Here is a 16,815-nt window from a genome sequence, read left to right as displayed (position 1 = left end):
TATTCCCTGTAACCACCGTAATTGCCATGAAAAACGCTTTGCTTCGCCGCTCCGCCATTGCACTGTCCGTCGCCCTGCTGGCGCTGGGCAGCCTGCCGCTGCAGGCCCAGTCTGTCGACAAGAAGGACCTGGTGATCGGCGGCACCGCCGGCTCCAACATCGACCAGCTCAAGTTCGGCATCGTGCCCATCCTGGAGAAGAAGGGCTACAAGGTGAAGCTGGTTGAATTCAACGACTATGTGCAGCCCAATCTGGCGCTGGCCCAGGGCTCGCTGGATGCCAACTTCTTCCAGCACTTGGTCTACCTGAAGAAGTTCTCGGCAGACCAGAAGCTCGACATTGTCGAGCTGGTGCAGGGGCCGATTGCGCCGCTGGGCGTGTACTCGACCAAGCGCAAGACGCTGGCCGAGGCCAAGGAGGGCGACCGCGTCACCCTGCCCAATGACCCGAGCAACCTGGCGCGTGCGCTGGTGCTGCTGGAGCAGAACCAGTTGCTGACGCTCAAGACCGGCATCGACCCGATCCGCGCATCAGAAAAGGACATTGCCGAGAACCCGCGCAAGCTCAAGTTCATCCCGCTCGAAGCCGCGCAACTGCCGCGCTCACTGGGCGATACCGAGTACGCCATCATCAATGGCAACTTCGCGATCTCATCCGGCCTGAAGCTGACCGAGGCCGTGTCCCTGGAGAAGACGCCCGACCACTACCTGAACGTGGTGGCCGTCAAGCGTGCGGACAAGGATGCGCCGTGGGCCCGGGATTTGGTCGAGGCCTATCGCTCGAAGGAATTCAAGGCCGTGGTTGATACCCGCTTCCAGGGCTATGCCAAGCCGACCTTCCTGCAGTAGGCGGCAGCAATTTTTAGTAAAAAGTGGCTGTAGCCCAGGCTGGACCTGGGCTTATAGCTATCTTTTTTGAAATTCCATGGGTTTTGGCGCTAGTAGCCGCGCGCCAGGTCCAGTGCGTGCTCCAGTGCCTCGCCGCGCTGCCAGCGCGCCAGGTTGCGCAGCAGTAGCCGCAGCAGCGCCTGCTCAGAGTCCGGTGAAATCGCGCTGGTGTGCGGCGACAGGAAGACCTTCGGGTGCTGGTAGAGCGCATGGCCTGCCGGCAGGGGCTCGGGGTCGGTCACGTCCAGCGTGGCACGTGACAGCCGGCCGGCATCCAGCGACTCCAGCAGCGCGGCCTGGTCGACCAGGCTGCCGCGCGCGACGTTGACCAGGTGCAGGCCCGGCCGGGCCTGCAGCAAGGCTGCGCGGTCTATCACTTTGCGTGTGTCTGGCGTTGCGGGCGCGGCCAGCACCAGGTGGTCGCTTGCGCGTAGCAGCTCTTGCAGGTCGGCCGCGCGTTGCACGCCGGGCAGGCCCAGCGGTGCATCGCTGCGCCGCAGTGCAAGCACACGCATGCCCAACGCCAGCGCACGCTGGGCCAGCAACTGGGCGATGCTGCCCCAGCCGTACAGCCCCAGCGTGGCGCCGGACACGCTTCCTGTTGGGCGCAATTGCCACTGCGCGGCATCACGAATCCACAGGCCGGGAAAGTCCTTGGCAGCGGCAAAGATCGCCGCCAGCGCGTACTCGGCGACGAGCAGCGACGCTGTGCCGCGCGCCGCGCTGACCGGCGTGCCGCGCAGCAGCCAGTCGGGGTAGCCGTCAACGCCCACGGCGGCCAGCTGCACCCATTGCAGCGCGTGCGGCCAGCCGGCGGGCACGGGCGACTGCACTTGTGCCCACATCGGCAAGGCCACCAGCACCTTGGTGTCGGCCGGCAGATCCTGCGGCACGCCGCGGCCCACGGCATGCACGGCAGCCTGCGGAAACTCTGTGCGCAAGGCCTGGTTGAAGCTGTTGCCAAGCTGGCTGGCAATGACGAGGGGCGGGTTGGTGCTCACGTTCTTGGATGGTTCACGGTGTGAAGTAGTCGGGCAGGCGATAGCCCGACCAGACCGGGTTGGCCTTGAAGAAGCGCTGGAAATCGGCCGAGCGGTAGGCCGCCACGATGTCTTTTGCAAAGGCCGCGTTCTCGTTGCCGCGCTTGACCGCCACCACGTTCACGTAGGGCAGCGTCATGTCTTCGAGCTTGAGCGCTTCGGTCAGCTTCAGGCCAAAGGCCACGGCGAAGTTGCCCTGTACGGCGGCCAGGTCGGCATCGGCCAGCGAGCGCGGTGCCTGCGCGGCATCCAGCGCCACCAGGCGCAGGCGCTTGGGATTGGCCGCGATGTCGCGCTCAGACACATTGAGCGGGCTCACGTTGGGCTTCAACTGCACCCAGCCGATGGCGGCCAGGATGTTGAGTGCGCGCGCCGCGTTCACCGGGTCGGCCGGCAGGGTGATGGTGGCGCCGTCCGGCACCGCGTCCAGGCGCTTGTAGCGCTGCGAGTACAGGCCCATGGGGGGCGTGGGCACATGCACGATGGGCACCAGGTCAAAGCCCTGGCGCTGGTTGGTGGCGTTCAGGAAGAGCGTGTGCTGAAAGATGTTGGCGTCGATCTGGCCGCGCTCTACCGCGTCGTTGGGCTGCACGCCCTGGCTGAATTCCACGTACTTGACGGTGTAGCCGAGCTTCTGCAACTGCGGCTCTATGCCTTGGCTGAAGGCATCGCGGTAGGGGCCGGGCATGAAGCCAATGCGGACTTCTGCAGCATGGACGGTGCCGGCCAGCAACAGCAGGGCGATGAGGGGACGTGAGAGAAAAGCACGGAAAGCGGGACGCATGCAAGCTCCTCGGAAAGCAAGTCGACAGGGACGTGCACTCTAGGTTTGGCGGCAGTGCAAGGCGACGAACAAATGCGCATCGGCATATCCGTTGCGCACATAAGGCACGCGCCGGTGGGCCGCGTGTTTTGCGCATATCGATCCTTGGAATGCATCCTTGGTGTACGGCGGGCCAGGGCCTACTGTTGCAGGCTTTGCGTAGCGCTCAAGGGGTACCTGCTTGCCCCCGCGCTCGATGTCATGAGTTCCATTGCGGCCCCGCATCCCTTGTCCCACGAGTCGTCACCCTTCGCTGCAGCCGGGGCCTCCGCGTTTCGCGCCAGCCCTTCCGCCGCAGCCTTTGGCAGCCAGATCACCGTGCAGGGCGTGAGCCGCCGCTTTGGCCGGCATATCGCCATCGACGGCATCGATCTGACGATTGAGCCCGGCGAATTTTTGACCCTGCTGGGCCCGAGCGGCAGCGGCAAGACGACCTTGCTGGGCGCCATCGCCGGCTTTGCGCCTATCGATGCGGGTGATGTGCTGGTGGATGGGAAGTCGGTGCGCGATCTGCCGGCACACCAGCGCGGCTTTGGCATGGTGTTCCAGCACTACGCGCTGTTCCCGCACATGACGGTGGCGCAGAACGTGGCCTTCCCGCTGCGCATGGCCGGCCTTGGCCGTGCCGAGAGCGCGCAGCGTGTGAATGAGACGCTGGAGCTGCTGCACATGGGCACTTACGCCGCACGCAAGCCCGCAGAGCTGAGCGGTGGCCAGCAGCAGCGCGTGGCGATTGCGCGCGCCATCGTGCGCCGGCCGCGCGTGGTGCTGATGGATGAGCCGCTCAGCGCGCTCGACCGCCGCCTGCGCGAGACCATCCAGCTGGAGATCCGCGCGCTGCACCGCACGCTGGGCACCACCATCGTCTTCGTCACGCATGACCAGGGCGAGGCGCTGGCGCTGAGCGACCGCATTGCCGTGCTGGACCAGGGGCGCATCGTGCAACTCGATACTGCCGCCAAGCTCTACCGCGAGCCAGACAGCGCCTTTGTTGCGCGCTTTGTGGGCGAGTCCAACCTGATCGATGCCCGCGTGCTGCAAGTGCAGCCGCAGGGTGTGCTGCTGCGCAGCCGTGCGGGCCATGTGTTCGAGGCCCAGCATGCAGACCGGGCGCCGCTGGTGGGCGCCGAGGTCAAGGTGCTGGTGCGGCCCGAGCGCATTGCGCTGGTCGCCCCGCATACGCCGGGCGCGCTGGCCGCAACGGTGGAGTCCACCGTGTTCCTGGGCGAGATCTTGCGCATCGATGCGCGCTTGCCGTCGGGCGAGCTGCTGCAGGTGCGCTGCCTTGATCCCCTCGATGCGCAAGGGCCCACCCTGGGCCAGCCGGTGCACGTGGCCTGGCAGGCACGCGACGCCTGGGTGCTGGCGTGAGTGCCGTGTTGCGCGGCGCACCGGGCGTGCGTCGCTGGCAGCTGAGCAGCCCGGCATGGCTGCTGCTGCCGGTGCTGGCCTTCTTTGCGTTCTTCTATGTGCTGCCGCTGCTGGACCTGCTGCGGCTGAGCGTGGCCGAGGGGGCAGGCCTGTCCTACTACGAGCGCGTGTTTGCCGTGCCGCTGTACTGGGAGTCGCTGCTGCGCACCTTTGGCATCGCGGCGACGGTGGCAGCACTTTGCGCCGTCTTCGGCTACCCGACCGCGCTGCTGATCCACCGCGCGCGCGGTAACTGGCGCCTGGTGCTGACGGCGGCCGTCGTGCTGCCGTATTTCATCTCGGTGTTGATCCGCACCTATTCCTGGATGGTGCTGCTGGGGCGCAATGGGCCTATCAACAAATTCCTGCTGGCGCTGGGCCTGACGGATGCGCCGCTGCCGCTGATCTTCAACCGTGGTTCCGTGCTGGTATCCATCAGCGCCGTGCTGCTGCCGCTGATGGTGCTGACGGTGACGGGCAGCCTGGCGCGTGTCGATCCCTTGGTGCTGCGCGCGGCCACCGCCAGTGGCGCCGGGCCGCTGGCAGTGTTCTGGCGCGTGCTGTTCCCGCAGACGCTGCCAGGCCTGCTGGCCGGCACGCTGCTGGTATTTATCTCTGCACTTGGCTTCTTCATCACGCCGGCCTTGCTGGGCGGGCCGGCGGACCAGATGTTTGCCATGCACATCACGCAGCAGGCTGACTTCCTGGCCAGTGGCGGCTTCCTGCAGGCGTTGGCGGCGGTGCTGCTGGCGGTCACGCTGCTGGTGGTCGTGGTGGCGGGGCGGTTCCTTGGTTTTGAGTTCATCTGGGGTGGGCAGCGCGTGGTGTCGAAAGGCGCGGCGGCGGATGCCGTGCCTGGCCCGCTCACCCGCCTGCGCGCCGCCGTACTGGTGCAGTGCGCCGAATGGATCGGCTGGCCGCTGCTGCGCGCGCTGGGCCGGGTGCCGCCGCTGTTTGGACGGCTGGTCTCGCTGTCCCTGGCGGCCATTGCCTATGCCACCCTGCTGCTGCCCATTGCGATTGCCGCCTTGATCTCGTTCAGCAGCGCGGCCTACATGCGCTTTCCGCCGCCGTCCTTTTCGCTGCGCTGGTATGAGAAGTTCTTCGCCGATCCGGCCTGGATGTCATCGCTGGGCACCTCGGTTGCCGTGGCGTCGCTGGCCACGGTGCTGTCCGTGGTGTTGGGCACCACTGCGGCGCTGGGCCTGGTGCGTTCGTCGCTGCCGGGCAAATCGGTGTGGATGACCTTTTTGGTGAGCCCGCTGATCGTGCCGGGCGTGGTGCTGGGCCTGTCGCTCTACAGCCTGTTCCTGCGGGCCGACCTGGTCGGCAGCGTGGGCGGGCTGGCGGCGGCGCATGCCATCGGCGGCATCCCGCTGGTGCTGGTGATCGTCGCGGCCAGCCTGCAGGCGGTGGACCGGCGGCAGGAGCTGGCGGCCGCCGTGCATGGCGCCGCGCCCTGGCGCGTGTTCTGGTTCGTCACGCTGCCGGCCATCCGGCCGGGGCTGGGCGCTGCGTCGTTCTTTGCCTTTCTGCACTCGTTCGACGACCTGGTGCTGTCGATGTTTCTCAGTGGCTCGCGCATGACCACCTTGCCGCTGCGGCTGTGGGGCAACGTCAACTACAAGCTCGACCCCGTGCCGGCGGTAGTGGCCACCTTCGAGGTGGCGCTGATCGTCGCCGGCCTGCTTTTCTGGCGCTCCGCCTGGGGCGCCCGTGCGCGGCGCTGATGCGCTGCGCCACCTTGTTCTACCAACCTGAAGGATTCCACATGAAGAAGCCAAAGCCCGCGCGGCCGCCGCGCCCCCTGCACAGCTTGCTGGCCCTGGCACTTGCCCTGGGTGCTGCCTGCGGCGCGGGCGCAGCCTGGAGCCAGTCCAAAGAGGTCGTGATGCAGGACCCGGGCGGCACCTATGGCGAGAACCTGCGCCGCCTGGTGTACGACCCGTTCACCAAGGAAACCGGCATCAAGGTGCTGACCGTGCAAGAGGCCCGCGGCGGCCCGCGCATCAAGGCCCAGGCCGAGGCCAAGCGCACCGAGTGGGACCTGGCCTTCATCTTCGATCAGGAGGTGGGCCAGCTCGCGCCCTATCTTGCGGACATCGACTACAGCAAGCTCTCGCCCGAGGCGCAGAAGACCGTGGCCTCGCTGCCCAAGGAGGCGGTGCGCCCCAAGGGCGTGGCGCTGCAGGTGATTGGCGTGGCACTGGTCTACAACAAGGAAGCCTTTCCATCCAAGAAATACCCCAAGACCTGGGCCGATTTCTGGAACGTGAAGGACTTCCCCGGCAAGCGCTGCCTGCCGGCCTGGTCGCGCTTTGTCTTCGAGTCGGCCCTGCTGGCCGACGGCGTCGCGCCCGACAAGCTCTACCCGGTCGACTTCGACCGCGCACTGCGCAAGATCGCCGAGATCAAGCCGCATGTCATCAAGTGGTGGCAGACCAACTCGCAGGCGCCGCAACTGCTGCTGGATGGCGAGGCCTCGGCCTGCCTGTCCTATACCGGCCCGATCGCGCGGCTGAAGAGGGAGGATGCCAACGCGCCGCTGGAGCTGACCCGGGACCAGTCCTTCACCTACTACGACTTCTTCTCCATTCCCAAGGACGCGCCGCACTATGACGCGGCCCTGAAGCTGCTGTCCTACCGCCTCGACGCCGAGCGCGCCGCCCGCGTGGCCGAAGTCACCAGCGTGGCGCTGCCGTCGCCGCGCGTCTACGCCGCCGCAGACCCGAAGCTGCGCGACTACTGGACCAACAGCCCCGAGTTCGAGAAAAAGGCCATCAAGTGGAACGCCGATTTCTGGGGTGCCAAGGCACCGGACGGCACGACCAATGAGGAGTACGCGCAGCAAAAGCTGAACCAGTTGCTGGCGCGCTAAGCGCAGGCTAGCGCGGGCAAGGGCCTGCGCTAGCCCTGAGGGCGCCCTTCGTCAATCCAGGCCTGCGTTTCCTTGATGCCCAGCCGGTAGCGCGCGCAATTGAAGACGGCCAGCGCATTGAGTTCCTGGGCAAGCAATTGCTGAAATCTCGGCGCATCCTCTGCGGGCAACTCCAGTCCGGCCAGCGCTTTCGCTACAGGCGTGCGGCTTCGAACCACCAAGCCTATCGCCTCGTTCAGCGCCTCGCGGTACTTGATGCGGAAAGGGTCTGGCGAGCCCATGGACTCTTGTACGACCCTGTACTTGGCCTGGGAGCGCCGATACGTCCACTCGAAGAGGTCCACCGCCATGGAGACGTTGCAGGACTCGTAGACACCCATCATGGCCAGTGCATAGTCCTCTCGGTCGACGTCGAGAAATGACAGCGGAGCCTGGTTGTAGAGCATCAGCGGGACATTGGCCGCAAGCCGGCTCACCCGCTTGTTCCCATCCTCGAAGGGCTGCAGATATGCGAGGTTGACCCAGAGGAAGAAGGCCGCCTCCAACGGGTTCTTGACGTGCTGGGCTGTTGAGATGATGCGTTCGAACATCTCCTGCAGCACCGCAGGAACCTGGGTTGGGACGTAGGTGGTGCCACTGATGTTGACCACCTTTTCGCGGATGCTCCCGAGGGCCCCGACCTCCGCCAGCAGGTCTTGCATCAGCACCGCGTGCAGGTTGCGAACAAGTCCGGCACTGAGCCCCTGGGTCGGGACGGCATCCACGAGGAACTCAATGGCTGCCCTGTGATTGAGCAGCATGACCGCGTCGCTGTCCGTGGCCGCTGCACCGCTCTTGAAGAGCTCCTCGGTGTCCAGCAGCGTGTAGCGGTTGCCCTCGAGATGGGATGACGACCATGACAGGTCGATGAGCAGTTGCTCCAGAACCTTGCGGATGTAGGTGCCCGCCGGCAGTTGTCCTGGGAGGCGACCAAGCGCAGTGAGTTCCTCGGCAAGCTTGTGCGGCAGCAGGAAGGTCTCGTTGGGCTTGTAGTTGTCGACGAATTCGCGACGGTATGTGACCGGTGCGCGGGCCGCCAGTGGCAATGTCAGTTGCTGCCTGAGTTCCAAGCTCATCGTGCGCCACGTCGGCGCGGGCCGGCTTGTGGCTGCGCTGGCTGTTGACTGAATGGCGGCCCTGCCAAGGGCAACAGGGACGCTCGTTGCCAGGCGTCGGTATCGGGTAGCGCGAGCCTTACCGATGACCTCGACGTGTCCCGCCCCCACTAGCTTGGAGAGCATGCGCTTGACGGCAGCCGGGCTTGAGCCGGTAGCTTCAACCAGCTGGGTCGAGGAGACGGGTTCGTGCCCAACGGACGCCAAGGCCGCCATGGCGAGCAGCACTGCATCGGATGTCAGACGGTCGTTGTAGGGCATAAATCAGCTCGATGTTTGCGAGCTGATTTTAGCGAAATCGAGCTGATCGTGTTTTATCAGCTCGATTTTGAACCGATACTTTTCAAATCGAGTTGATGCTCTCTCGCACACAGGTAGGGCACGATGGCGTCTGCCAAGCTTGACGACCCAATCAACACTCATCGAATTGGTTGAGGTGCTTGCAGAAACACAAAAGCCGCGGAGTCCGCGGCTTCAGCAAGTCCTTGATGGACTATGAAATCTGGTCGGGGTGAGAGGATTCGAACCTCCGGCCTCTACGTCCCGAACGTAGCGCTCTACCAGGCTAAGCTACACCCCGAATCTCGCTGCTTTTAGAGGCCGTTCTTAAGACCGGCGTGTCAAAAGCTGAGCCGCTAATTGTAGCAAACCTTTGGTGTGCGGATTCTGCGGCAGGCCGGCAATGGCGTCGATGGCGCGCTGTGCTTCGGCTGCTGCGGCCTCGCGCGTGGCGGTGAGGGCGCCGGTCTCGCGCACGATGGCGACGATGGGGGCCAGGTCGCCTTCGCCGCTGGATTCGATGGCCGCGCGCACCGCAGCAGCCTGTGCCGGCGTGCCGCGCTGCATGGCGATGATCAGGGGCAGCGTGGTCTTGCCTTCGCGCAGGTCGTCGCCCAGGTTCTTGCCCATGACGCTGGTGTCGCCGTCGTAGTCGAGCAGATCGTCGATCACCTGGAAGGCCGTGCCCAGTGCCTGGCCGTAGGTGGCACAGGCTTCTTCGACCTCGGTGGGGGCGCGCGCAACGATGGCGCCCAGGCGCGCGCTGGCCTCGAACAGCTTGGCCGTTTTGGAGCGGATCACACGCAGGTAGCCGGCCTCGTCGAGGTCGGGGTCGTGCATGTTCATGAGCTGCAGCACCTCGCCCTCGGAGATGACGTTGGTGGCGTCGGCCAGGATCTGCATGATGCGCATCTCGCCCGCGTCCACCATCATCTGGAAGGCGCGCGAGTAGAGGAAGTCGCCCACCAGCACGCTGGCCGGGTTGCCAAAGACTTCGTTGGCAGTGGGGCGGCCGCGGCGCAGCGTGGAGTCGTCCACCACGTCGTCGTGCAGCAGCGTGGCGGTGTGGATGAATTCCACCACGGCCGCCAGGTTGAAGCGCTGCGCATCGCGGCACTGCAGTGCGCCGCAGACCAGCAGCAGCAGCGCCGGGCGCAGTCGCTTGCCGCCGGCTGCAATGATGTAGCGGGAGACCTCGCCGACCAGCGGCACGCCGGAGTCGAGCCGGCGGGCGATGACCGCGTCAACCTCGCGCATGTCGTCGGCAATGAGGGCGAGTGTGTCGGCCGTGGTCGCGGCGGCGGGTGGGGAGGCGAGGGCGGTCAAGGCGGAGGGGCTGCTAGGGCGGGCGGAAAAGCTCGCGCAATTATAGGAAGGCCCCCGGTGCGTCCGGCCTGCCTGGCAGGGCGTCATGCCTGCGAAATAGGCAGGCTGGGCAAGGAATGCTATAATCTCGGGCTCTGCAGAAATCCGTCTGCAGAACTCAACTCTTCACAGAGTCTAAAGAGGTTTACATGTACGCGGTCATAAAAACCGGTGGCAAGCAGTATCGCGTTGCTTCCGGCGAAAAAATTAAAGTAGAACAGATTGCTGCGGACGTAGGCCAGGAAATCGTGATTGACCAGGTTTTGGCTGTCGGAAACGGCGCTGAACTGAAGGTTGGCACGCCCCTGGTGTCCGGCGCAACCGTCACGGCAACTGTCGTGTCGCACGGCAAGCACGACAAGGTCAGCATCTTCAAGATGCGCCGTCGTAAGCACTACCAGAAACGTCAAGGCCATCGCCAGCAGTTCACCGAACTGCACATTGGCGCGATCGCCGGCTAAGGAGCTAGGTCATGGCACAGAAAAAAGGCGGCGGCTCTACGCGAAATGGGCGCGATTCCAAGCCAAAGATGCTTGGCGTGAAGGCTTTTGGTGGTGAGTTGATCACTGCCGGTGCCATCATCGTGCGCCAGCGCGGTACCAAGTTCCACCCCGGCACCAATGTCGGCGTGGGCAAGGACCACACCTTGTTCGCCCTGGTTGACGGCCACGTGTCGTTCGGCTTCAAGGGTGCAATGAGCAAGCACACGGTCACCGTGACGCCGGCTGCCTAAGCCGTCGTTTCCGACCTCACGAAGCCCCGCATGGTCGGGGCTTCTTGTTTTGTGCGGTCCCCGCTTTGCCGGGGATTCGTGCTTTCTGGCGCGGCGCCCGCTCGCCGCATCCTTTGTAGACTGGAGCATCCATGAAATTCGTTGACGAAGCCTATATCGACGTGGCCGCCGGCGACGGAGGCAATGGCTGCGTGTCCTTCCGGCACGAGAAGTACAAGGAGTTCGGCGGCCCCAATGGCGGCGACGGTGGTCGGGGCGGCCATGTGTTTGCCGTGGCCGACGTCAACCTCAATACCCTGGTCGACTTCCGTTATTCGCGTCGGCACGAGGCCAAGCGCGGCGAGCACGGCATGGGCTCCGACATGTTTGGCGCGGCCGGCTCCGACATCACGCTGAAAGTGCCGGTGGGCACCATCTTCACCGACGCCGAGACCGGCGAGGTGCTGTATGAGCTGCTGGTGCCGGGCGAGGTCATCACGATCGCCAAGGGCGGCGACGGTGGCTTTGGCAACATGCGTTTCAAGAGCGCGATCAACCGTGCGCCGCGGCAGAAGACGCCCGGCTGGCCGGGCGAGAAGAAGAGCCTCAAGCTCGAACTCAAGGTGCTGGCCGATGTCGGCCTGCTGGGCATGCCGAACGCAGGCAAGTCCACCTTGATCGCGGCCGTGTCCAATGCCCGGCCGAAGATCGCCGATTACCCCTTCACCACGCTGCACCCCAACCTGGGCGTGGTGCGCGTCGGGCCCGAGCAGAGCTTTGTGATCGCCGACATCCCGGGCCTGATCGAAGGTGCCTCTGAAGGCGCCGGCCTGGGCCATTTGTTCCTGCGCCATTTGCAGCGCACCCGCCTGCTGCTGCACGTGGTGGACCTGGCGCCGTTTGACGACAACGTGGACCCGGTGGTGCAGGCCAAGGCCATCGTCGGCGAGCTGAAGAAGTACGACGCCGCGCTGCACGAGAAGCCGCGCTGGCTGGTGCTCAACAAGCTCGACATGGTGCCCGAGGAAGAGCGCGCCGCGCGGGTCAAGGACTTCGTCAAGCGCTTCAAGTGGAAAGGGCCGGTGTTCGAGATATCGGCGCTTACGCGTGAAGGCTGCGAGCCGCTGGTGCAGGCCATCTTCCGCCACGTGCAGGCCGAGCAGATCGCCAGCCAGCCGCCGGTGGACGTCGATCCGCGTTTTGTCGGTGATGCGGCGGAGTGACAGTATTCTTGTTTGCTATTTAATTAGTAGCTAAAAGCCGGCGCAGGGCCTGGGCTTCAGACCAAAATGACACTAGAAAACGTTTCCAGTCCCCTGCGCAACGCGCGCCGCATCGTGGTCAAGGTGGGCTCCAGCCTGGTGACGAACGAGGGGCGCGGACTGGACGAAGCCGCGATCGGCGAATGGTGTCGGCAGTTGGCGGCGCTGTTGGGCGGCACCGACGGTACGCCCAAGCGCGAGGTCGTGATGGTCTCCAGCGGCGCCATCGCCGAGGGCATGAAGCGCCTGGGCTGGGCCACCCGGCCGCACGCCATCCACGAGCTGCAGGCGGCGGCAGCCGTGGGCCAGATGGGCCTGGCCCAGATGTACGAGACCAAACTGCGCGAGAACGGCGTTGGCAGCGCCCAGGTGCTGCTGACCCACGCCGACCTGGCCGACCGCGAGCGCTACCTGAACGCGCGCTCCACGTTGCTCACGCTGCTGCGCCTGGGCGTGGTGCCGGTCATCAACGAGAACGACACCGTCGTCAACGACGAGATCAAGTTTGGCGACAACGACACCCTGGGTGCGCTGGTCGCCAACCTGGTCGAGGCCGATGTGCTGGTGATCCTCACCGACCAGAAGGGCCTCTACACCGCCGACCCGCGCAAGGACCCGGCGGCGCAGTTCGTGCATGAGGCGCGCGCGGGCGACCCGGCACTGGAGGCCATGGCCGGCGGTGCGGGCAGCTCGATCGGCCGCGGCGGCATGCTGACCAAGATCCTGGCGGCCAAGCGCGCTGCGGGCTCGGGTGCCTCCACCGTGATTGCCTGGGGGCGTGAGCCCGACGCGCTGTTGCGTTTGGTGGCGGGCGAATCCATCGGCACCTTGCTGGTGGCGCAAACGCAGAAGCAGCAGGCGCGCAAGCAGTGGATTGCCGACCACCTGCAGCTGCGCGGCGCGGTCACCGTCGATGCCGGCGCCGTCGCCAAGCTGCGCGATGAAGGCAAGAGCCTGCTGCCAATCGGCATGGTGGCGGTGGAGGGCGAGTTTTCGCGTGGCGACGTGATCGCGGTGCGCGACGCCGCTGGCCAGGAAGTAGCGCGCGGGCTGGCCAATTACGCCAGCGCCGAGGCACGCCTGCTATGCCGCAAGGCCTCGGGCGAGATCGAAAAGCTGCTGGGCTACGCCGCCGAGCCTGAGATGGTGCACCGCGACAACCTGATCGTCGTGCGCTGAGGCGAGCGCGGCAGAGCCGGCTCTGCCAGCCTCAAGGTGTGGTGTAGAGCGGGTCGTTGCGCATGCTGCGGATGATCTGCGCGGGGCTGCCGTTGGCTGATGCATCCTGGCAAACGCCGGCTTTGGCGATGGCCAGTGAATAGCGCACCCGGCCTTCGTACAGCGACACCCAGCTGGGTTCCTCGACGGGCCGCCAGCCGCTGTCGGCGTAGTGCCGGGCGTAGAGCTTGACCTCGGCCGTGCTGCAGCGAATGCCTTCGTACATGGCCGACGTGGCGTTGCCCGTGGCACTGCTGGCAACGGCGACGTAGCGCACGATGCCGTCCTTGCCAATTGTGATGGTGCTGGGGTCGACGCCGATGCGGATCGTCGTGGCGCCGGTCATGGGGATGGGCAACAGTTGCGTGGTGCGAAAGTCTGGCGCGGGCGGTGTCGGCAGTTCCGGTGGCTGGTTCTCGCTGTCCATCAGCAAGCCGGCGGTCGCCGGGCCCGCGAGCAACAGCAATGCTGCGGTGCAGGCCAGCAAGGCGGCGGTGGGGCGGAAGTCAGCGCGGGGCATGGGGCACATTCTTGGCATTGTTCTGCAGTTCGGCCATGCCGACGTTCGGGTCGGGCTCGAAGGTCGCGCCCGGAGGCAGTTCGAATGGCGCGGAGAGCGGGAGTTCCATCTCGCCGCCGTGCGACGCGCGCATGCTGCTGCGCAGGTAGCGGTTGCGCTGTTCCTGGCGCGGCAGGAAGCGCGAGAGCTCGGTGAGGGCGGTTTCATAGACGCCACGCTTGAACTCCACCACCACGTCCAGCGGCACCCAGTAGTCGTTCCAACGCCAGGCGTCGAACTCGGGGTGGTTGGTGGCGCGCAGGTTCAGGTCCCAGTCGTGGCCGACCAGTTGCAGCAGGAACCAGATTTGCTTCTGGCCTTTGTAGTGGCCGCGCGCGTCGCGGCGTATGTACCGGTCAGGCACCTCGTAGCGCAACCAGTCTCGGGTGCGGGCCATGATGCGCACATGCTCCGGATGCAGGCCCACTTCCTCGTGCAGTTCACGGAACATCGCTTGTTCGGGTGTTTCGCCCCGGTCGATGCCACCTTGAGGGAACTGCCAGCTGTGGGTCCGGATGCGCTTGCCCCAGAACACCTGGTTTCTCTGGTTGAGCAGGATGATGCCGACGTTGGGCCTGAACCCGTCCCGGTCGAGCATAATCAAACCCCAAATTTTTAAACTGAGTCCATTATGCACGCGGCCTCGCGCGCTACAAGGGACTCGGCGCCGACGGCTGGCTTCCCTGCGAATCCGCTCTTTCCGTCGGTCCCTTCCTCTGCCTCCAACGCCCGCTGCCCTGCCCGATGAAAGCCTCCAGATTCTTCGTTTCCACGCTCAAGGAAGCCCCCGCCGACGCCGAGGTGGCCAGCCACCGCCTGATGATGCGCGCCGGCATGATCAAGAAGCTGGGCGCTGGCATCTATACCTATATGCCGATGGGCTTGCGCGTGATCCGCAAGGTCGAGGCCATCGTGCGCGAGGAAATGAACCGCGCCGGCTCGGTGGAGTGCGCCATGCCCGTGGTGCAGCCGGCCGAGCTCTGGCAGGAAACCGGCCGCTTCGAGAAGATGGGCCCCGAGCTGCTGCGCATCAAGGACCGGCATGAGCGCGACTTTGTCGTCCAGCCGACCAGCGAAGAGGTGGCGACCGACATCGCCCGCCAGGAGCTGCGCAGCTACAAGCAGTTGCCGAAGAACCTCTACCAGATCCAGACCAAGTTCCGCGACGAGCGCCGCCCGCGCTTTGGCCTGATGCGCGGGCGTGAATTCATCATGAAGGACGCCTACAGCTTCGACCGCAGCCCCGAGGCTGCCAAGGACAGCTACAAGGTTATGGCCGATGCCTACCGCCGCATCTTCGACCGTTTTGGCCTGCGCTATCGCGCCGTGGCGGCTGATAGCGGCGCCATCGGCGGCGACCTGAGCCAGGAGTTCCAGGTGATCGCCGCCACCGGCGAGGACGCCATCGTCTACAGCCCGAACAGCGACTACGCCGCCAATATGGAAAAGGCCGAGGCCCTGGCGCCCGCTGGCCCGCGCGCGGCTGCCGTGCAAGCGCTGGTGAAGACGCCGACGCCGGGCAAGAGCACCTGCGCCGATGTGGCCGCCTTGCTGGGCGTGCCGCTGACCAGCACGGTGAAGTCGCTGGTGCTGGCCACCGAGCAGCTCGACGACGCCGGCAACATCGTCAAGGTGCAGATCTGGCTGTTGCTGCTGCGCGGCGACCATGACCTGAACGAAGTCAAGGCCAGCAAGCTGCCGGGCATGGAGGCGGGCTTCCGCTTTGCCACCGTGGCCGAGATCGAGTCGCACTTCGGCTGCAAGCCTGGCTACCTCGGCCCGCTGAAGCTGCTGCAGCCGGTCAAGATCGTGGCCGACCGCGAAGTCGCGCTGATGGCCGACTGGATCTGTGGCGCCAACGAGCCCGACTTCCACATGACAGGCGTCAACTGGGGCCGCGACCTGCCCGAGCCCGATCTGGTCGCCGACATCCGCAACGTTGTGGCCGGTGACCCTTCGCCCGACGGCAAGGGCGTGCTGGCGATCGAGCGCGGCATCGAGGTGGGCCACGTGTTCTACCTGGGCACCAAGTACAGCAAGGCGATGGACGCCACCTTCCTCGACGAGTCGGGCAAGCCGCGCCACTTTGAGATGGGCTGCTACGGCATTGGCATCACCCGCCTGCCGGCCGCCGCCATCGAGCAGAACCATGACGAGCGCGGCATCATCTGGCCGGATGCGCTGGCGCCCTTCACCGTGGTGATCTGCCCGATCGGCATGGACCGCAGCGCCGAGGTCAAGGCCGCCGCCGAGAAGCTCTATGAAGACCTGCTGGCCGCTGGCGTCGACGTGCTGCTGGACGACCGCGGCGAGCGCCCCGGTGCCATGTTTGCCGACTGGGAACTGATCGGCGTGCCGCACCGCGTGGTGCTGTCTGACCGTGGCCTGAAGGAAGGCCAGGTCGAGTACCAACACCGCCGCGACACCGAAGCCAGCAAGCTGGCCCTGGCCGACGTCTTTGCCCACCTGAAGGGCCGGCTGACGGCATGATGCGGCCGCGCGTCGGAGTTTCACGCCGAAAGTGGCTGATGTCCTTGCCGGGCGCCGGCATGGCGCTATCATTTTCGGAGTTCGCAAGGGCCGGCTCCCAGCTGGAGGAGCCGCTGGCGGACTCGGTGCGCACCGCGCTCAGTTCGGCCATCGCGCAGCAGGCGCCGCCGGTGCCTGAATTCGCCGACACCGCTTCCCACATGGCCTATCTGCGCTGGCTGGCCACCATGGCGCAGCGCCTGCAGCCTAAGGTGCCGGACCGCGACTCGCGCATCGAATTCCTGCGCACCATCTGGTATGAGGCGCGGCGCGCCGGGCTGGATGTGTCGCTGGTGCTGGGCCTGGTGCAGGTCGAGAGCAATTTCCGCAAATTTGCCGTCAGCAGCGTGGGCGCGCGCGGCTACATGCAGGTGATGCCGTTCTGGACCCGCAGCATCGGCGATGGCGACCCGGGCGGGCTGTTCCACATGCAGACCAACCTGCGCTTTGGCTGCGTGATCCTGCGCCATTACCTGGACCGCGAGCGCGGCGACCTGTTCATGGCGCTGGGCCGCTACAACGGCAGCCGGGGGCGTTCGCCCTATCCCGATGCGGTGTTCGGGGCCCAGGCCAAATGGCGGTTTGCGGATTCGGCGCCTGCGGCTTGATGCCGGTTACTTTTTGAGGCTCGCTTTACTTCTGTTCGAGAGTCGCATCACAATGTAACGGCGTCGCATTCCCGCGGCGCACAAGGATGCG

At 65.7% G+C, this 16,815-nt stretch carries 16 protein-coding genes and 1 tRNA gene; 10 read left to right on the top strand and 7 right to left on the bottom strand.

All coding sequences use genetic code 11. The features are described from left to right. The first annotated feature begins 26 nt into the window (after window positions 1-26). Entirely contained in the window at window positions 27-848 is an 822-nt protein-coding gene (locus tag AAFF27_21485; GenBank protein ID XAH22551.1) for a MetQ/NlpA family ABC transporter substrate-binding protein, read from the top strand. Window positions 849-937: 89 nt separating this feature from the next. Here AAFF27_21485 and AAFF27_21480 read toward each other — a convergent pair whose 3' ends face one another. Both AAFF27_21480 and AAFF27_21475 read right to left on the bottom strand, forming a co-directional pair. Next, a complete protein-coding gene (locus AAFF27_21480; protein XAH22550.1) occupies window positions 938-1,888 on the bottom strand; it encodes an NAD(P)-dependent oxidoreductase in 951 nt (316 codons plus the stop codon). Between the two features lie 13 nt (window positions 1,889-1,901). Continuing rightward, window positions 1,902-2,711 carry a MetQ/NlpA family ABC transporter substrate-binding protein gene (locus AAFF27_21475; protein ID XAH22549.1) on the bottom strand — a complete coding sequence of 270 codons (810 nt, stop codon included), beginning with the start codon at window positions 2,709-2,711 and terminating at the stop codon, window positions 1,902-1,904. A gap of 240 nt (window positions 2,712-2,951) precedes the next feature. On the opposite strand from AAFF27_21475, the gene AAFF27_21470 reads away from it, so the two are divergent. The 3 genes from AAFF27_21470 to AAFF27_21460 are packed head-to-tail and all read left to right on the top strand — an operon-like array spanning window position 2,952 to window position 7,038. Continuing rightward, entirely contained in the window at window positions 2,952-4,121 is a 1,170-nt protein-coding gene (locus AAFF27_21470; GenBank protein XAH22548.1) for an ABC transporter ATP-binding protein, read from the top strand. Continuing rightward, on the top strand, window positions 4,118-5,890 hold the full coding sequence (locus AAFF27_21465) for an ABC transporter permease subunit (protein ID XAH22547.1): 1,773 nt from the start codon (window positions 4,118-4,120) through the stop codon (window positions 5,888-5,890). Before AAFF27_21470 ends, AAFF27_21465 begins: the two co-directional genes overlap by 4 nt. Before the next feature lie 41 nt (window positions 5,891-5,931). Further along, window positions 5,932-7,038: an ABC transporter substrate-binding protein gene (locus tag AAFF27_21460; GenBank protein ID XAH22546.1), complete on the top strand. Its 1,107-nt coding sequence runs from the start codon at window positions 5,932-5,934 to the stop codon at window positions 7,036-7,038. A gap of 29 nt (window positions 7,039-7,067) precedes the next feature. Here AAFF27_21460 and AAFF27_21455 read toward each other — a convergent pair whose 3' ends face one another. The 3 genes from AAFF27_21455 to AAFF27_21445 form a co-directional block, all read right to left on the bottom strand. Continuing rightward, window positions 7,068-8,453 (bottom strand): Fic family protein, encoded by a 1,386-nt coding sequence (locus tag AAFF27_21455; GenBank protein ID XAH22545.1) that lies wholly within the window; start codon window positions 8,451-8,453, stop codon window positions 7,068-7,070. Between the two features lie 242 nt (window positions 8,454-8,695). Next, a tRNA-Pro gene (locus AAFF27_21450) sits at window positions 8,696-8,772 on the bottom strand. A gap of 26 nt (window positions 8,773-8,798) precedes the next feature. Beyond that, a complete protein-coding gene (locus AAFF27_21445; GenBank protein ID XAH26287.1) occupies window positions 8,799-9,728 on the bottom strand; it encodes a polyprenyl synthetase family protein in 930 nt (309 codons plus the stop codon). A gap of 257 nt (window positions 9,729-9,985) precedes the next feature. Here AAFF27_21445 and rplU point away from each other — a divergent pair, with 257 nt between their 5' ends. The 4 genes from rplU to proB all read left to right on the top strand — a co-directional run bounded on the left by rplU (window position 9,986) and on the right by proB (window position 12,989). Beyond that, complete coding sequence (gene rplU / locus AAFF27_21440; protein XAH22544.1) at window positions 9,986-10,297, top strand: 50S ribosomal protein L21; 312 nt, start codon at window positions 9,986-9,988, stop codon at window positions 10,295-10,297. Window positions 10,298-10,308: 11 nt separating this feature from the next. After that, on the top strand, window positions 10,309-10,569 hold the full coding sequence (gene rpmA, locus AAFF27_21435; GenBank protein XAH22543.1) for a 50S ribosomal protein L27: 261 nt from the start codon (window positions 10,309-10,311) through the stop codon (window positions 10,567-10,569). A gap of 131 nt (window positions 10,570-10,700) precedes the next feature. Beyond that, window positions 10,701-11,771: an Obg family GTPase CgtA gene (gene cgtA, locus AAFF27_21430; protein ID XAH22542.1), complete on the top strand. Its 1,071-nt coding sequence runs from the start codon at window positions 10,701-10,703 to the stop codon at window positions 11,769-11,771. Window positions 11,772-11,837: 66 nt separating this feature from the next. Then, window positions 11,838-12,989 (top strand): glutamate 5-kinase, encoded by a 1,152-nt coding sequence (proB, locus tag AAFF27_21425; GenBank protein XAH22541.1) that lies wholly within the window; start codon window positions 11,838-11,840, stop codon window positions 12,987-12,989. 31 nt (window positions 12,990-13,020) lie between these two features. Here the strand turns inward: proB and AAFF27_21420 are convergent, their stop codons facing one another. Both AAFF27_21420 and AAFF27_21415 read right to left on the bottom strand, forming a co-directional pair. Continuing rightward, window positions 13,021-13,548, bottom strand: coding sequence for a CNP1-like family protein (locus AAFF27_21420; protein XAH22540.1), 528 nt, complete (start codon window positions 13,546-13,548; stop codon window positions 13,021-13,023). Beyond that, complete coding sequence (locus AAFF27_21415; protein ID XAH22539.1) at window positions 13,535-14,185, bottom strand: RNA pyrophosphohydrolase; 651 nt, start codon at window positions 14,183-14,185, stop codon at window positions 13,535-13,537. Before AAFF27_21415 ends, AAFF27_21420 begins: the two co-directional genes overlap by 14 nt. A gap of 146 nt (window positions 14,186-14,331) precedes the next feature. Here AAFF27_21415 and AAFF27_21410 point away from each other — a divergent pair, with 146 nt between their 5' ends. Both AAFF27_21410 and AAFF27_21405 read left to right on the top strand, forming a co-directional pair. Continuing rightward, window positions 14,332-16,077 (top strand): proline--tRNA ligase, encoded by a 1,746-nt coding sequence (locus AAFF27_21410; protein ID XAH22538.1) that lies wholly within the window; start codon window positions 14,332-14,334, stop codon window positions 16,075-16,077. A gap of 38 nt (window positions 16,078-16,115) precedes the next feature. Continuing rightward, on the top strand, window positions 16,116-16,724 hold the full coding sequence (locus AAFF27_21405) for a lytic transglycosylase domain-containing protein (protein ID XAH22537.1): 609 nt from the start codon (window positions 16,116-16,118) through the stop codon (window positions 16,722-16,724). Window positions 16,725-16,815: the final 91 nt, after the last annotated feature.

It is taken from the genome of Xylophilus sp. GW821-FHT01B05 (genome assembly GCA_038961845.1).
GTDB lineage: Bacteria > Pseudomonadota > Gammaproteobacteria > Burkholderiales > Burkholderiaceae_C > Xylophilus.
This window is presented reverse-complemented; position numbering and strand designations above follow the sequence as displayed.

Bases quoted from the DNA above. Each gene is read 5' to 3' on its own strand.
- AAFF27_21485 (XAH22551.1), top strand. From the start codon at position 27: ATGAAAAACGCTTTGCTTCGCCGCTCCGCCATTGCACTGTCCGTCGCC.
- AAFF27_21475 (XAH22549.1), bottom strand. From the start codon at position 2,711: ATGCGTCCCGCTTTCCGTGCTTTTCTCTCACGTCCCCTCATCGCCCTG.
- AAFF27_21470 (XAH22548.1), top strand. From the start codon at position 2,952: ATGAGTTCCATTGCGGCCCCGCATCCCTTGTCCCACGAGTCGTCACCC.
- AAFF27_21460 (XAH22546.1), top strand. From the start codon at position 5,932: ATGAAGAAGCCAAAGCCCGCGCGGCCGCCGCGCCCCCTGCACAGCTTG.
- AAFF27_21455 (XAH22545.1), bottom strand. From the start codon at position 8,453: ATGCCCTACAACGACCGTCTGACATCCGATGCAGTGCTGCTCGCCATG.
- AAFF27_21445 (XAH26287.1), bottom strand. From the start codon at position 9,728: ATGCGCGAGGTTGACGCGGTCATCGCCCGCCGGCTCGACTCCGGCGTG.
- rplU (XAH22544.1), top strand. From the start codon at position 9,986: ATGTACGCGGTCATAAAAACCGGTGGCAAGCAGTATCGCGTTGCTTCC.
- rpmA (XAH22543.1), top strand. From the start codon at position 10,309: ATGGCACAGAAAAAAGGCGGCGGCTCTACGCGAAATGGGCGCGATTCC.
- cgtA (XAH22542.1), top strand. From the start codon at position 10,701: ATGAAATTCGTTGACGAAGCCTATATCGACGTGGCCGCCGGCGACGGA.
- proB (XAH22541.1), top strand. From the start codon at position 11,838: ATGACACTAGAAAACGTTTCCAGTCCCCTGCGCAACGCGCGCCGCATC.
- AAFF27_21420 (XAH22540.1), bottom strand. From the start codon at position 13,548: ATGCCCCGCGCTGACTTCCGCCCCACCGCCGCCTTGCTGGCCTGCACC.
- AAFF27_21415 (XAH22539.1), bottom strand. From the start codon at position 14,185: ATGCTCGACCGGGACGGGTTCAGGCCCAACGTCGGCATCATCCTGCTC.
- AAFF27_21410 (XAH22538.1), top strand. From the start codon at position 14,332: ATGAAAGCCTCCAGATTCTTCGTTTCCACGCTCAAGGAAGCCCCCGCC.
- AAFF27_21405 (XAH22537.1), top strand. From the start codon at position 16,116: ATGTCCTTGCCGGGCGCCGGCATGGCGCTATCATTTTCGGAGTTCGCA.